Here is a 15,203-nt window from a genome sequence, read left to right as displayed (position 1 = left end):
CAAGCCCTAATGACCGATTTGGGTTTAAGCGATAAGAGAGTGGCTTGTTGATGGTTTTGAGGGCCGCCGGTGTCAATCTTCAGTCTTCTTGAGATACTGGTCAAGAAGCAGGATGCCCTTCTCGGTGCAGAAGCCGCGCAGCAACACTATGAAGAAGTTGCAGAAGATGTCGCTCAGCGAATATTTTTCGTAGAGAGCCTTCTTGAAGCTCGCGTCCATCATTGAGTCGCAGATGTCCTGCAGGATTTCGTAGTTCAGCTCAGGCACGAAATATCCGTTCTCTATGCAGCGCTTCACGAAAAGCAGCGACTCCCTCTGCTGTTCCTCGTGGCGCGACCGCAGATATGCCGTCACCTTGTCGTATTTCTCAAGTTCAGTGAGGAAGAGAGGGGAGAGGTTGTCGAGGTCAGCGAATTTAAGTTTGAAGAACGTCACCACGATGTCGATTTCGTTTTCCGCCGTCAGCGCATATTCCTGGATATGCCTTAAAAGTTCTTCATGATCGTGCCGCGCACCCGCAAGCAGCAGGTCCTCCTTCTTGTCGTACACCTCATATAGAGTGCGCTTCGATATCGACAGCGCCGCTGCGATGTCGTCCATCTTCACTGCCTTTATGCCCCTCTGTTTGAAGAGCGGCATTGCCGTGCGCAGAATCCTGAGCTTCAGCTCCTGGCGATGTTCAGATATGTTGTTGTGGTCTGTTTGCATTTCCTTCATTGCGTTTTGATTTTACAAAGATAATAAAATATTTGTTATTTTTCTTCGTGCGCCCAAGTTTTTTAGTAATTTTGCAAAAACTCGTCAATTGGACGAACGGACATCCGGCAATGGCGGATTGTGGGGAAATATCCTCGCTGGCTTGTCAATTCGAGTGATAATGACACAAACAATTAATTCTTAAATTTCTTATGGTAAAAATCACAAAAGAAGCAGCGCTGGCCTATCATGAGGGAATGCGCCCAGGAAAAATCGAAGTCAAGCCTACCAAGGCTTACAGCACCCAGACCGACCTGAGTCTGGCATATTCGCCCGGTGTGGCGTTCCCGTGTCTGGAAATACAGCAGAAGCCCGACGATGCTTACAAATATACCGACAAAGGAAACCTCGTAGCCGTGATCAGCAACGGCACAGCAGTGCTCGGACTTGGAGACATCGGGGCAATGAGCGGAAAACCTGTGATGGAGGGCAAGGGACTGCTCTTCAAGATATATGGTGGCATCGACGTGTTCGACATCGAGATAGCTGAGAAAGACCCGGAGAAATTCTGCGAGACCGTGGAGCGCATAGCGCCCACCTTCGGCGGAATAAACCTGGAAGACATCAAGGCACCGCAATGCTTCTACATAGAAGAGAGGCTGAAACGCACACTCGACATACCGGTGATGCACGACGACCAGCACGGCACGGCGATAATATCGGCGGCAGGACTCAAAAACGCACTCGAAGTGAACGGCAAGGACATTGCCAAGGTCAAGATCGTGGTGAACGGAGCCGGAGCCGCAGCCATATCATGCACAAAGATGTATGTGGCACTCGGAGCCAAGACAGAAAACATACTGATGCTCGACTCCAAGGGAGTGATAACCAGCGACAGGGAAAACCTGACCGAACAGAAGAAGCTTTTTGCCACCGACAGGCGTGACGTGCACACCCTCGAAGAGGCGATAAAAGGAGCCGACGTGTTTGTGGGACTCTCAAAAGGCAACGTGCTCACGCAAGACATGATACGCTCAATGGCAGAACAGCCAATCGTATTCGCACTCGCAAACCCCGTGCCCGAAATATCATACGAAGACGCCATGGCAAGCCGTCCCGACGTGCTCATGAGCACAGGACGCTCCGACTACCCTAACCAGATAAACAACGTGATAGGATTCCCATACATCTTCCGTGGAGCACTCGACGTGCACGCAACGGCAATCAACGAGGAGATGAAGCTGGCGGCAGTACACGCCATCGCAGATCTGGCGAAACAACCGGTGCCCGACGTGGTGAACGATGTGTACCACGTGAACAACCTCACCTTCGGACCTCTCTACTTTATCCCAAAACCCGTTGACCCGCGACTCATCACAGAAGTATCGGCAGCAGTGGCAAAGGCGGCAATCGACAGTGGAGTGGCAAGGACGACAATCACCGACTGGACGGCATACAAGAACAAGCTGCGCGAGATGCTCGGACAAGAGACAAAGCTCACCCAGAAACTATACGATACCGCACGCAAACACCCGCAGAGAGTGGTCTTCGCCGAGGGACTGCACCCCACGATGCTCAAGGCGGCAGTGCAGGCAAAGGCAGAAGGCATCTGCCAGCCGATACTGCTCGGCAACGACGAACGCATAAAGAAACTCGCAAAAGAACTCGACCTGAGCCTCGACGGAGTGGAAATAGTGAACCTTCGCCACGACAGAGAGGCGGAGCGTCGCGAACGCTATGCCCACATCCTGGCAGAGAAACGACAGAGAGAAGGCTACACGTTCGACGAGGCAAACGACAAGATGTTCGAGCGCAACTACTTCGGAATGATGATGGTGGAGACTGGCGACGCCGATGCCTTCATAACAGGACTCTACACCAAATACTCAAACACCATAAAAGTGGCAAAAGAAGTGGTTGGCATACAGCCGGGCTACTCACACTTCGCCACGATGCACATCCTGAACACAAGCAAAGGAGTGTATTACATCTCTGACACGCTCATCAACCGTCATCCCGACAAAGACACGCTCATGGACGTGGCGAAACTGAGCGCTGCCACAGTGCGCTTCTTCAACGAAGAGCCGAACATAGCCATGATAAGCTACTCCAACTTCGGAACAGACGACTGCGGAAGTCCGCTGCAGGTACACGAGACGGTGGCTGCCATGCAGAATCAATTCCCGGAGCTGGCCATCGACGGAGAAATGCAGATAAACTTCGCCCTCAACAGAGAACTGCGAGATTCCAAATTCCCGTTCTCACGCCTCAAGGGCAAAGACGTGAACACACTCGTGTTCCCAAATCTGAGCAGCGCCAACGGAGCATACAAACTGCTCCAGGGACTGAACACCGATGCCGAGATAATCGGTCCGATACAGATGGGACTCAACAAGCCGATACACTTCACCGACTTTGAAAGCTCCGTGCGCGACATTGTGAACGTTACGGCAGTGGCGGTAATCGACGCATACGTGGCAAAGCTCAAGGCAAAACACAATGCGTGACAAGCGGTCTGAATGAGAAAACGGACGGGCAAGACCATTTGTGGGAAATTCAGAAACAGGCCAAACATACACACCACAGAAAGGATGTGGAAACAAGAAAACACCGGGGAAAAGGCAGAATTGCCGCTCCTCGGTTTTTTTACCATTACTTATTTCGATTATACCCTTGCAGGTTCAGATAAAATGAGTATTTTTGCAGAGATAAACACAAGCCAGCGGCAAAATGAGCACCGAAGGCGGATTACGAATTAAACAGAAACATAAATTATGAAGAAAATTTTATTGCTGGCGATAGGATTCCTGATGACCATGACGGCAAGCGCACAGTTTGAACAAGGAAAATACTATTGCAACGGCTCACTGACAGGAATCAATCTGAGCTACAGCGGAGCAGAGAAGCTCAGCCTCGGAGTGGAGGCAAAGGGCGGATATCTGGTGGCAGACAACTGGATGGCACTGGTCATGGCAGGCTACAGCCACGACGAAGACGTGGATGACAAGTTCGCTGTCGGAGTGGGGGGCCGTTACTACATAATACAGAACGGACTGTATATGGGCCTCAACGCCCGTCTCGTGCATGGCGGAAGCGGATACAACGACATCATGCCGGGACTGGAGCTCGGATACGCATTCTTCCTCGGAAAGAGCGTAACGATAGAACCGTCAGTATATTACGACCAGTCGATAAAGAACCACTCAGACTATTCGAAAGTGGGACTGCGCATCGGAGTGGGAGTATATCTGTAGGAAAACAAGACCTGTTCCTGACCTTATTTAAATAAGGTTAGGAGAAGTTCAACCCGTCAACTTTAATAATTAACAACAAAACATAATGTACACAGTAGAAGAATTGGAAGACAAGCTCATCGACCTGGCTTTCGCGGAAGACATCGGCGACGGTGACCACACCACGCTATGCTGCATACCAGAAGACGCAATGGGCAAATCACACCTCCTCATCAAAGAAGACGGCATACTGGCCGGAGTAGAGGTGGCAAAAAAAGTGTTTGACAGATTTGACAACACCATGAAAGTGGAGGTGTTGATAGGTGATGGAGCCGAAGTGAAAAAAGGCGACATCGCAATGGTTGTGACAGGAAAGGTGCGCTCGCTGCTACAGACAGAGCGGCTCATGCTCAACATCATGCAGAGAATGAGCGGCATCGCCACGATGACACATAAATACGTGGAGAAGCTGAAAGGCACAAAGACACACGTGCTCGATACACGCAAGACTACACCTGGGATGCGTATGCTCGAAAAGCAGGCAGTGAAGATAGGTGGAGGAATGAACCACAGAATAGGTCTCTTCGACATGATACTGCTCAAAGACAACCACGTGGACTTCGCTGGAGGTATAACAAACGCCATCGACCGCTGTCATGCATATCTGAAAGAGAAAAACCTCGACCTGAAGATTGAGCTGGAAGTGAGAAACTTCGACGAGCTTAACCAGGTGCTCACACACGGAGGAGTAAACCGCATAATGCTCGACAACTTCTCTGTGGCAGACACTAAGAAGGCCGTGGAACTCATTGGCGGACGCTATGAAACTGAGTCTAGCGGAGGAATAACGTTCGACACTATACGCGACTATGCGGAATGTGGCGTCGATTTCATCTCTGTGGGAGCTCTCACACACTCGGTGAAGGGACTCGACATGAGTTTCAAGGCTTGTTGAAAGGAATTCAAATAACAATAATTTTTTTGAAGAGTCAATATCATGAGAAAACTGTTTTTATCATTACTGTTATGTACAGGCGTGATCAACGCTCTGGCCTGCACCAACTTCATAGTGGGAAAGAAGGCAAGTGCCGACGGTTCGGTGATGTGTACCTATAGCGCCGACGACTACGGCATGTTCCTGGGACTATGCCATTACCCCGCCGGCAAACACGCCAAAGGGGAGATGCTGCAAATCTACGACTGGGATACAAAGGAATATCACGGACAGATACCACAGGCGGCAGAGACCTACAATGTGATAGGAAACATCAACGAATATCAGGTGACTATCGGAGAAACCACTTTCGGAGGAAGAGAAGAAATGGTGGACACGACGGGAATCCTCGATTACGGTTCGCTGATCTATATCGCGCTGCAGCGCTCCAAAACAGCCCGCGAGGCTATATCCGTGATGACCAGACTCGTGGAAACCTACGGCTTCTGCTCTGAGGGAGAGACATTCACAATCTGTGACCCCAACGAGGCGTGGATAATGGAAATGATGGGCAAGGGACCCGGCAGCAAGGGAGTAGTATGGGTGGCAGTGCGCATTCCTGACGATGCCATCTGCGCTCACGCAAACCAGAGCCGCATACGCACATTTGACCAGAAGGACAAGAAGAATGTGATGTTCTCCAAAGACTGCATAAAGTTTGCAAGAAGCAAAGGATGGTTCACAGGAAAGGACAAGGACTTCAGCTTCTGTGACGTTTACGCAGCGCCAACCTTCAGCGGTAGAAGAGCATGCGAGGCAAGAGTGTGGAGCTTCTTCAACCGCTTTGGCGACATGGACAAATATCTGCCCTATGTAGAGGGAAAAGTGAAAGACGCCGAACCGATGCCTTTATGGATCGTGCCAAACAAGAAGGTTTCACTGCAAGACCTTGAGGCAAGCATGCGCGACCACTACGAGGGCACACCGTTCGACCTGGGAAATGACTTGGGACAGGGTGTATGGGAAATGCCATACCGTCCGACACCGCTTTCATTCAAGGTAGATGGAAAGGCATATTTCAATGAGCGTCCGGTCTCTACACAGCAGACGGCATTCTCTTACGTGTCGCAGATGAGATCATGGCTGCCACGCCAGATAGGAGGAGTGTTGTGGTTTGGAAACGATGACGGCAATATGGTAGCATATACACCGATATACTGTGGAAACACAGTGCAGCCGGAGTGCTACAACACGCCGGGAGCCGACGCTGTGACATTCAGCGACAAAAACGCATTCTGGGTGTGCAACTGGGTCAGTAACATGGTTTATCCTCGCTACTCGCAGATGTTCCCGTCGCTCAAGGAGGTGAGAGACTCGCTCGACAACTCTTATATCGCAAACCAGGGCGAGATAGAGAAACAGGCACTCAAGCTCTATGGCGAGAGTGAGCAGAAGGCAGTAGACTATCTCACGGACTACAGCAACACCCAGGCGCAGCAGATGCTTGCAAGATGGAAGGAACTGGCAATTTACCTCATCGTGAAGTATAATGACATGGCTGTGAAACCTACCAAGGACGGCAAGTTCCTGAGGACCAAGACCGGCAATGGAGCAACCGTGAAGCGTACAGGCTTCCCAGAGAAGGTGGCTCGCGCATTGGTGAAGCAGACGGGCGACAGATTCGCATCGCCAGAGTAAGCCACATGCAGCAGAACGCACATAATAAAGGCTAATATCGTCAATAATGATAAAGTCCCTGTCGGCGGAATTATTTCTGCAGGCAGGGACTTGTCTTTTCCTTGTTTACTGGTCTCACTCGTATTCACTCGTCCAACTCGTATATATTATCTTACTCGTCTATTTGTTAAATCGTAAATTTGTATATTATCTTACTTGTCAGTCGGTTTATTTGTTTTCTAACTCGTCAACCAGTCTACTTGTTTATCACCTCCATCTGTTGTCTCACCGACTCTTCGTGGATGGCTTCGAAGATTTCCTTCACGAATTCCGGCGACATGCCGAATAGCGCACCTTGCGCCCCTCGCTTGTCAAGAATCTCGTTGTAGCGGGAGGCCTGCAACACGGTCATATTGTGCTCCTTCTTGTATTGGCCGATGTCGCGGCAAATGCGCATGCGCTTGGCAAGGACTTCCATGATGGTGTTGTCGAGTTCGTCAATCTGCTTGCGCATTTCGTTTATCACCTCCGTAGTCACAGACTTGTCGCGTATGACGAGCAGACTGAGGATATTGTCGAGCATGTCGGGAGTGATTTGCTGTTTTGCGTCGCTCCATGCCTTCTCAGGGTCGCAGTGGCTCTCGATGATAAGTCCGTCCATGCCCAAGTCCATTGCCTGCTGGCACAGGGGCGCTATGAGTTCACGTCTGCCGCCGATGTGGCTCGGGTCGCAGATTATGGGCAGGTCGGGGATGCGGCGGTGCAGCTCGATGGGAATCTGCCACATGGGCAGGTTTCTGTACAGTTTCTTGTCGAAGCTCGAGAAGCCTCTGTGAATGGCTGCAATCCTCTTCAGACCTGCCTGGTTGATACGTTCCATGGCACCTATCCATAGTTCAAGGTCGGGGTTTACAGGGTTTTTCACGAGCACCGGAATGTCTGTTCCCCTCAGGCTGTCGGCAAGCGCCTGCATGGCGAAGGGGTTGGCTGTGGTGCGTGCTCCTATCCAGAGCAGGTCGATGCCATATTTCAGAGCCAGTTCCACATGCTCCGGCGTTGCCACTTCGGTGGTGATGAGCATGCCTGTCTTTTCTTTGGCTCTCTTCAGCCATGGCAGAGCCTTCTCGCCGTTTCCTTCGAAGCCTCCGGGCTTGGTGCGCGGTTTCCACACGCCAGCCCTGAAGATGTGGCAGCCTTTGGCGGCAAGCTGTGTGGCTGTCGTCATGACTTGTTCTTCGGTTTCAGCCGAGCATGGGCCTGCTATTACGAATGGTCTTCCGCCGTCGCAAGGCAGGGCTAATGGTTGCAGTTCTAATTCCATTGGAGGTCTGTTGTTTTTTTCTACCCCATGCGGTCGTCTGGCAGTAAATGTCGTGTTTCATGACTTTCTGACGATCGGGGTTAAAAATCCCCGCTTCCTTATTGTTTTGAAGCGGGGACTTGTACTTGTTTATATATTCTTTCTTCCTTATTTAAGGACTTTTCTTGAGGCTTACAGTTTTGCCTCCTGCAGTATGTGTACGATGCGCTCCGAAGTCCTGCCGTCCCAACGGTCGGGCAGCGATGATTTTTTCCATCGTCCTTCCTCGATGTCTGTAACGCATTCTGCAAGTTTCTCAGCGTCTTCTCCCACGAGTATATTGCTTCCCACCTTCACGGTCTCTATGTGTTCTGTGTAGTTGTTCAGCGTTACGCATGGCACATTGTTGAATGTTGCCTCTTCAGCCACGTTTCCTGAGTCGGTCACTATTCCCTTGGCGTGAGCCGTGAGGTAGCCGAATTTCAGATAGGGCAGTGGGTCGATGATGTGGATGTTGTGCATTCCGTCAGCCAGTCTCTCCACTGTCTCCTTGGCTTTGTTTCTCAGTGCGGCTATTATGGGAGTGTTTTTCGCAGCTTTGCTCATAGACAGAAGCATGGCCTTGAGGTTTTCTTCTTTTTCTATCAGCGCCTTGCGGTTTAGCGTGAATACTATGTATTCTCCTTCCTTTATGCAGAGCTGGTCGAAGACGTGAGGCCTTGAGAGCCTTTTGTGGTTGAATCTGAGAGTGTCTATCAGTATGTTTCCCACTTCGTAAACGTGTGACAGTTCCGCTCCCTCTCTGTTTACGATGGAGTTGCTGCCGATGCCAGCCGTGAAGAGGAAGTCAGAGAGCCCGTCGATGACGAGTCTGTTTATCTCCTTTGGCATCTTTATGTCGAAGGAGCGTGTTCCTGCCACGAGGTGTGCCAGTGCGATGCCGTGTTTCTTTGTCACTATCGCTGCCGCCATTGTAGATGCGAGGTCGTCTACCACTATCACCACGTCCGTCTTGTTTTCGGTGAGATATCTGTCGAATTCTGACATCACCCTTCCTGTCAGTTCGTTCAGGTTCTGGCAGTCAACACCCAGATATACATCGGGTCTGTTTATCATCATGTCGCTGAAGAGTGAGTCTTCTAGCGTAGGGTCGTTTTCACTCCCGGCATATATCAGTGAACTGTCGATGTCCTGTCCTGCGTTTTTTGCCTTTTCAATGGCGTGGATGAGCGGTGCCACCTTCATGAAGTTTGGTCTTGCTCCAACGGTTATGCAAATTTTCATTTCTTCTTGTCGATTGTCTTTTTTTATTTATGTGTGTTATTGTATTGCCTCTAACTGTTAGTTTTGCTTATGCTCAGTTGTCTGGCTTTGCTGTGTTTCTGCGTGTGGGCGTTGTTTATGCCTCTGCCAGTGGGCTTTGCTTATTCTCAGTGGGCTTTGCTTATTCTGATTTGAACAAGTCTTTTATTCCTCCGATGCTTCCCAGCAGGTTTGTGGCTTCATACGGCAGGTAAACGGTCTTTGTTTTGTCTCCTGCAGCAAGTTCCTGCATCATCTGTATGTATTTCTGCGCGAGCAGATAGTTTGCCGGATTGGTGCTCTTTCCCACTGCCTCGGTTATCTTTTCTATTGCCACAGCCTCGGCTTCGGCTTTTCTTATCTTTGCCTGTGCCTCACCTTCGGCGTTGAGTATTGCCATCTGCTTGTCGGCTTCAGCCTTGTTGATGATGGCGGTCTTTTCTCCTTCCGACTTCAGGATTGCCGCTGCTTTCTGTCCCTCGCTAGTGAGGATTGTGGCACGCTTGTTTCTTTCTGCCTGCATCTGCTTCTCCATTGCCTGCAGCACGCTCTCCGGAGGTGTGATGTCTTGCAGCTCCACTCTGTTCACCTTTATTCCCCATTTGTTGGTCGCGTCGTCTAGTACGGCACGCAGCTTTGTGTTTATGGTGTCTCTGGATGTGAGCGTCTGGTCGAGTTCCAGTTCTCCGATGATGTTTCTCAGCGTTGTCTGCGTGAGTTTCTCTATGGCGTTCGGCAGGTTGCTGATTTCGTATACTGCCTTGAACGGGTCAACAATCTGGAAGTATAGTAGTGCGTTGATCTGCGTCTGCACGTTGTCTTTGGTTATCACGTTCTGCTTGTCGAAGTCGTACACCTGCTCTCTGAGGTCGATAGATGTGGCATACATGTATCTTCCTCTGCTCATGGTGATGATGGGTTTTGCCCTGTCGATGAACGGTATGATGATGTTTATGCCAGGCTTCAGCGTAGCGTAGTATCTTCCGAGTCTCTCTATGATTTTCGTTTCCGACTGTGGTATTATCACCAGGCTCTTCTTCACTAATATCAGTGCGCAAATCACTATTGCCACCAACACGTATAATCCGATGTTCATGATTTAGTTTGTTTTATAGGTTTAACATTCTTTTTCAACAGTCAGTATTATGCTGTCCCTGTCTTTCACTATCACGTTCTGTCCCTCTTCGATGCGGCTTCCGTCGGCGGCCTGAGCCTTCCAGTCGTCACCGTCGAGTGCCACTCTGCCGAATCCGTTTTCCACTATTGTCTGGCTCACCCTTGCCGTTCTTCCGATGAGTGCGTCGGCATTGCTCCGTCTCAGGGATTCTCTGGGATGCAGCTTCTTCATCAACGTGGGGCGTATGAAAAACAGGCTGAGCACCGATGCCGCTGCAAACACTGCCAGTCCGGCATAGAACGGCAGTCCGAATGCTGACAATACTGCAGAGCAGATCGCTCCGATGGCGAAACACATAATGAAGAAGTCACCGTTGGTGAGTTCCAGAATCAGGCAAACGATACATACCAGTGCCCACATTTGCCAAAGGTGTTGTGCAAAATAGTCTATCATATTATTTAAGTTAACGATTTATAAGTTTTCTGCCCTCCCCAAGGGGAGACGCAGACCACTCTTTCTGTTGTTTTGTTGGCAGCCTTTCTGTCTTGAAGTCAGCTGCTTCATAAGTCATTGATAATCCGCATGTCTGCTTGGGCTTACGCTTACAAATTTACGTATTATTTACTTAACTTGCAACAAGTGGGTGTCAAAAAAGCCACATTGGCATGAATTATTTTTCATATTGCTCTTTTTGCGCTATTATAGCGTGACGATTGTCCACATTTTCGCTGGCATTCATAATTCTCCTGAGCAGGAATTACAGTTCTTTTTTGTTGTACTTTCGTCATTCAGCGAGAAACAAGTTCCTCTTCGGTAATTTCGAGCTGTATTCTTTTCTCAGTTTCTCGAATAGTCTCATGGTGTCTTTCGAGAATCCATGTCCCTTCCACGTGCTCGTGTTGGTGATGAGAATCCAGCATTCCGTGTCAGGGTATCTTAGGATAATGGCGCTTGTACCCGATAGCGAGCCTGTCCTTATCCAAGGGCCGTTGGCTGGTGTGAAGTTCCATCCGATGGAGAAGTCGTAGTCCGGCATTTCACGTGTCATGAATTCTATTGCCCCTTTGCTCAGAATGTCTTTAGCTCCGGGCACGAGGTCTATCGCCGCCACGAACCGGCTCAGTTCAGCTGCCGAACCACACCACGCTCCTGCGCCTTGCAGCCGTGGAATGTCGTTCTCGCCGTAGCATTTCTCCACCATTCTTCCGCTGTTGTTGTATTCCAGCACAGGTTCCGATCCTTTGTGCATGTAGTACTTAACTTCGTTGCTTCTCCTGTCTTTTGGGTAGTTGCCGGCGATATGGAAGTCGAAGCATCCTGCGGGTCTGAATATGCTGTCGGTCATAAACTGCTCGTAGCTCATCCGCGTCTTCTTCTCTATTATCATCGAGAGCAGTGTGTAGCCCACGTTGGAATATCTTTTTGCCGTGCCCGGTGTGAAGCCTAACCTCCGCTTTAGCAGAATCTTCATAAGCGTCTTGTTGTCAGGAGCTTCCGTGAGTCTGTTCTGCATCATTATATAGCGTGTTGAGAACATGGGGTCGCCGGCTCCTGTTGTGAATCCGGCTTTGTGGCGGAGCAGCTGTTCCACTGTTATGTCGAAGTATCTCGGGTCCTTTATCACGTTTGTGAAAGCCGTGTCGTTGAGTATTCCTTTTGCTCCGAACACGTGTTCATAGAGTTTTATCTTCTTGTCGTCGACAAGTTTCATTATTCCCACTGCCGTCAGCAACTTAGACACCGACGCCAGCCTCATGATGTTCGACGGCTGCATTTCCTGTCCTGCCTCTTTGTCCGCCCATCCGAAGCCTTTGGCATAGAGTAGCGAGTCGCCCCTGGATACTGCTATCTGTGCGCCGTTCAGTTCCCATCTCTCGAAATACCTCTTTAGTTCCTTCTCCATTCCCTCCAGTGCTGGGGCGTCCGACATGCAGTTTGTCAGCGTGTCGTTGAGGTGTGTCTGTGGTATTTCTTCCTTTTCGGGCTCTTGGTGAGAATAGCTACTGCAGTCGGTCATCGATAGTGTTATAGCGGAACATATTCCTATGAATCCGGCTACGAGCATTGCCACTCTCTTCTTTCTGTATCTCACTTTTTTCTTTTTCCTCTTTCCGTTGTGATAATATGTATTTGTCATTTCTGATTCTGGTTGTTTGCGACTGTTTATCAGGTATTATGCTGGAGTAGTTTTCTTATTTTACCACTTTCAGCCGTGCGAATTTTACGAGCAGTTGCTTGGTTCCCAAGTTGTTGAATCTCACTGTGGCCTTGCAGTTTTCTCCTGTTCCTTCTATTCTCTCTATCGTACCCAAGCCGAAGCGTGAATGCTCCACCAGGGCTCCCTCTCTCAGCTCTCCGCCTGGCGTTGTCACCTGCGATAGGGCAGGGGCGTTGTTCTGTGTCGTTTGTGAGGTGTTGGCATAAGGGCTGCCGTATGCCGAAGTTGCGTTGCCGGAACTTATCCTCTTGTATTTTCCGAAGCTGTTAGGGGCGCCGTTTGTTGTGCTGCTGCCGTTTTCTCTCTTCGAGTATGTGTTTACCGCCTGCCTTCTGCCGAAGAATGCGCTGCGGCTCTCGCCGTATGGGGCGCTGGGACTCTTTGCTCCGTATGATGATGCGGGCGATGATGTGAATCCTGTGCCGTTCGTCATGTCGTTCACCAACAGCAGACTGCGGTCTATGTCTCTGATGAATCTGCTCGGTGTGTCGAATTCCATCTTTCCGTAGCGGTATCTGTTTCTTGCGCATGATAGGGTGCAGCTTTTCTCCGCCCTTGTGATAGCCACGTATAGTAGTCGGCGCTCTTCTTCCAGTTCCCGCTGTGAGTTCAGCGCCATGGGGCTCGGGAATATGTTCTCTTCCAGTCCCACTATGAACACGTGTGGGAATTCCAGTCCCTTGGCGCTGTGTATCGTCATCAGGTTCACTTTCTTCTGCGTGTCGTCTTCTGAGCTTTCCAGATCAGTAAGAAGCGACACCTCCTGCAGGAAGTCTGTGATGAGAATGTTTCGCTGCTGTTCGGCATCGTCTTTGCGGCTTTCCACGAAGTCTTGCAGACTGTTCAGGAATTCCTCCAAGTTCTCCTGTCTGGCGATGCTCTCCGATTCTTTGTCAGCATATAGTTCTGCAGCTATTCCGCTCTCCTTTATTATGTCGTAGCCCAGTGAGTATGCGTCGTCGGTCTGTATTCTTTCTATGAATGAAGCGATGAGCTGCCTAAAGGCCTCAGTCTTCTTCAGCGTTGCCGCTCCCAGGTTGAGTCCCGAATGCTGTGGCGCATTTATCACGCTCCAGAGGCTTGTGCCTGCGGTGGCTGCCGCTGCCGTTATCTTCTGCATCGTAGTGTTTCCGATACCCCTTGCCGGATAGTTTATCACCCTCTTGAGCGCTTCTTCGTCGTCGGGGTTTGCCACGAGTCTGAAGTATGCTATCACGTCTTTTATCTCCTTTCGCTGATAGAAGCTCAGTCCGCCGTAGATTTTGTATGGCATACTGCTTTTCCTGAGCGCCTCCTCAAACGACCGGCTTTGTGCGTTGGTTCTGTATAGAATGGCGAATTCGTTGTAGTCGCATCCTTGCTTTTTCATTGTGCGCTTTATCTCGCTGCATACTATCGACGCCTCTTCCTTGTCGCTGTATGCCATATTGAGCAGCAGCTTCTCTCCCTCGTCGTTTTCGCTGAACACGTCTTTCTTTATCTGTCTCATGTTGTGGCGTATCAGGCTGTTTGCCGCTGCCACTATTCTCTTCGTGCTGCGATAGTTCTGTTCCAGCTTGAACACCTTTGTGCCCTTGAACGCCGTTTCGAATCCGAGCATGTTGTCGATGTTTGCCCCTCTGAAGGCGTAGATGCTCTGTGCGTCGTCACCCACGGCACATATCCTGTTGTGTCTACTTGCCAGCAGCGCCACGATTTTCTGTTGCACGGCATTGGTGTCCTGATACTCGTCCACGAGGATGTATTCGAATGCCGTGGCGTATTTTTCCAGCACGTCAGGGTTTTCCTGCAGCAGCAGATATGTGTTGGTGAGCAGGTCGTCGAAGTCCATGGCGTTTGCCATTCTGCATCTTTCGCTATATGCCTTGTACACTTTTGCCACATCGGGCATGTGTGTCTCGAAGTCTCTCGTCATGATAGCCCTGTCGTTGGCGTAGTCGTCGGGCGTTATTATGTTGTTTTTCGCCATGTTTATCCTCGAAGCCACTGTTGATGGCTTATACACCTTGTCGTTGAGTCCGAGTTCTTTTATTATGGCTTTGATGAGGCTCTTCTGGTCGGCATCGTCGTAGATGGTGAAGTTCTGGCTGTATCCAATTCTTTCCGCCTCTACGCGGAGTATTCTTGAAAACACGCTGTGGAAAGTTCCCATCCTGATGTATTGCGCCCTGTTATCGCCAGCTATTGCATTTATTCTTTGGCGCATTTCGTTTGCCGCCTTGTTCGTGAAGGTCAGCGCAAGGATGTTCCATGGCATGATGCCCTTTTCGAGCAGATATGCCACTTTGTATGTCAGCACGCGCGTCTTTCCCGAACCTGCTCCGGCTATTACCAGTGACGGTCCGTCGCAGTATTCCACTGCCGCTCTTTGGCTGTCGTTCAATTCGTGGGTCATTTCTTCTTTTCGTTGATGGGTTTTCGTTGTTGAAACTTGTTGAGTGCCGTGTGTGCTTTATCTTTTTCTGTTGCGGTAGATTCCTCCGCTTGATGTTTCGGGGTTGATGTCTTCTCCCTCTTTTGGGAACGACGGTATGAATTTCATCTGCTGCTCTATTTGGCTGCGCCTTTTCCTCATGTATGGTCCAGGGTCTTTAGAGCTGAATTTCCTCGGGTTGGGCAGCGTTGCCGCTATCAGCGCACAGTCAGCCCTGCTCAGGTCGGCGGCAGTGGTCTGGAAGTTGTCCGTCGCCACGGCGTCTACTCCGTATATTCCGTCGCCCATCTCT

At 50.1% G+C, this 15,203-nt stretch carries 12 protein-coding genes; 4 read left to right on the top strand and 8 right to left on the bottom strand.

Annotated elements, in window-relative coordinates; all coding sequences use genetic code 11:
• Nucleotides 1-72: 72 nt before the first annotated feature.
• Entirely contained in the window at nt 73-717 is a 645-nt protein-coding gene (locus tag QVO99_RS09465) for a TetR/AcrR family transcriptional regulator (protein ID WP_022317370.1), read from the bottom strand.
• Nucleotides 718-908: 191 nt separating this feature from the next.
• Here QVO99_RS09465 and QVO99_RS09460 point away from each other — a divergent pair, with 191 nt between their 5' ends.
• From QVO99_RS09460 to QVO99_RS09445, 4 genes are all read left to right on the top strand, one after another.
• Nucleotides 909-3,203: an NADP-dependent malic enzyme gene (locus tag QVO99_RS09460; protein ID WP_022317369.1), complete on the top strand. Its 2,295-nt coding sequence runs from the start codon at nt 909-911 to the stop codon at nt 3,201-3,203.
• 267 nt (nt 3,204-3,470) lie between these two features.
• Nucleotides 3,471-3,950 (top strand): hypothetical protein, encoded by a 480-nt coding sequence (locus QVO99_RS09455; protein ID WP_022317368.1) that lies wholly within the window; start codon nt 3,471-3,473, stop codon nt 3,948-3,950.
• An 85-nt stretch (nt 3,951-4,035) separates the two neighbouring features.
• Nucleotides 4,036-4,884: a carboxylating nicotinate-nucleotide diphosphorylase gene (gene nadC, locus QVO99_RS09450; protein WP_022317367.1), complete on the top strand. Its 849-nt coding sequence runs from the start codon at nt 4,036-4,038 to the stop codon at nt 4,882-4,884.
• 42 nt (nt 4,885-4,926) lie between these two features.
• Nucleotides 4,927-6,561, top strand: a complete 1,635-nt coding sequence (locus tag QVO99_RS09445; RefSeq protein WP_022317366.1) for a dipeptidase — start codon at nt 4,927-4,929, stop codon at nt 6,559-6,561.
• A 235-nt stretch (nt 6,562-6,796) separates the two neighbouring features.
• Here the strand turns inward: QVO99_RS09445 and QVO99_RS09440 are convergent, their stop codons facing one another.
• From QVO99_RS09440 to QVO99_RS09410, 7 genes are all read right to left on the bottom strand, one after another.
• Entirely contained in the window at nt 6,797-7,861 is a 1,065-nt protein-coding gene (locus QVO99_RS09440; protein ID WP_022317365.1) for a bifunctional 3-deoxy-7-phosphoheptulonate synthase/chorismate mutase type II, read from the bottom strand.
• Between the two features lie 171 nt (nt 7,862-8,032).
• Nucleotides 8,033-9,124 carry a non-hydrolyzing UDP-N-acetylglucosamine 2-epimerase gene (wecB, locus tag QVO99_RS09435; protein WP_022317364.1) on the bottom strand — a complete coding sequence of 364 codons (1,092 nt, stop codon included), beginning with the start codon at nt 9,122-9,124 and terminating at the stop codon, nt 8,033-8,035.
• 160 nt (nt 9,125-9,284) lie between these two features.
• Complete coding sequence (locus QVO99_RS09430) at nt 9,285-10,238, bottom strand: SPFH domain-containing protein (RefSeq protein ID WP_022317363.1); 954 nt, start codon at nt 10,236-10,238, stop codon at nt 9,285-9,287.
• Between the two features lie 21 nt (nt 10,239-10,259).
• Nucleotides 10,260-10,712, bottom strand: coding sequence for an NfeD family protein (locus QVO99_RS09425; RefSeq protein WP_022317362.1), 453 nt, complete (start codon nt 10,710-10,712; stop codon nt 10,260-10,262).
• A 331-nt stretch (nt 10,713-11,043) separates the two neighbouring features.
• A complete protein-coding gene (locus QVO99_RS09420; RefSeq protein ID WP_022317361.1) occupies nt 11,044-12,396 on the bottom strand; it encodes a serine hydrolase domain-containing protein in 1,353 nt (450 codons plus the stop codon).
• A gap of 55 nt (nt 12,397-12,451) precedes the next feature.
• Nucleotides 12,452-14,872 (bottom strand): ATP-dependent helicase, encoded by a 2,421-nt coding sequence (locus tag QVO99_RS09415; protein ID WP_022317360.1) that lies wholly within the window; start codon nt 14,870-14,872, stop codon nt 12,452-12,454.
• Between the two features lie 57 nt (nt 14,873-14,929).
• Nucleotides 14,930-15,203 (bottom strand): transglycosylase domain-containing protein (locus QVO99_RS09410; RefSeq protein ID WP_288177128.1); only part of this gene is annotated, 274 nt, incomplete at its 5' end.

This window comes from Prevotella sp. CAG:592, from assembly GCF_000436015.1.
Classification (GTDB): domain Bacteria; phylum Bacteroidota; class Bacteroidia; order Bacteroidales; family Bacteroidaceae; genus Prevotella; species Prevotella pectinovora.
Note: the sequence above shows the minus strand (reverse complement) of the source record. Positions and strands in the feature narration are given on the sequence as shown.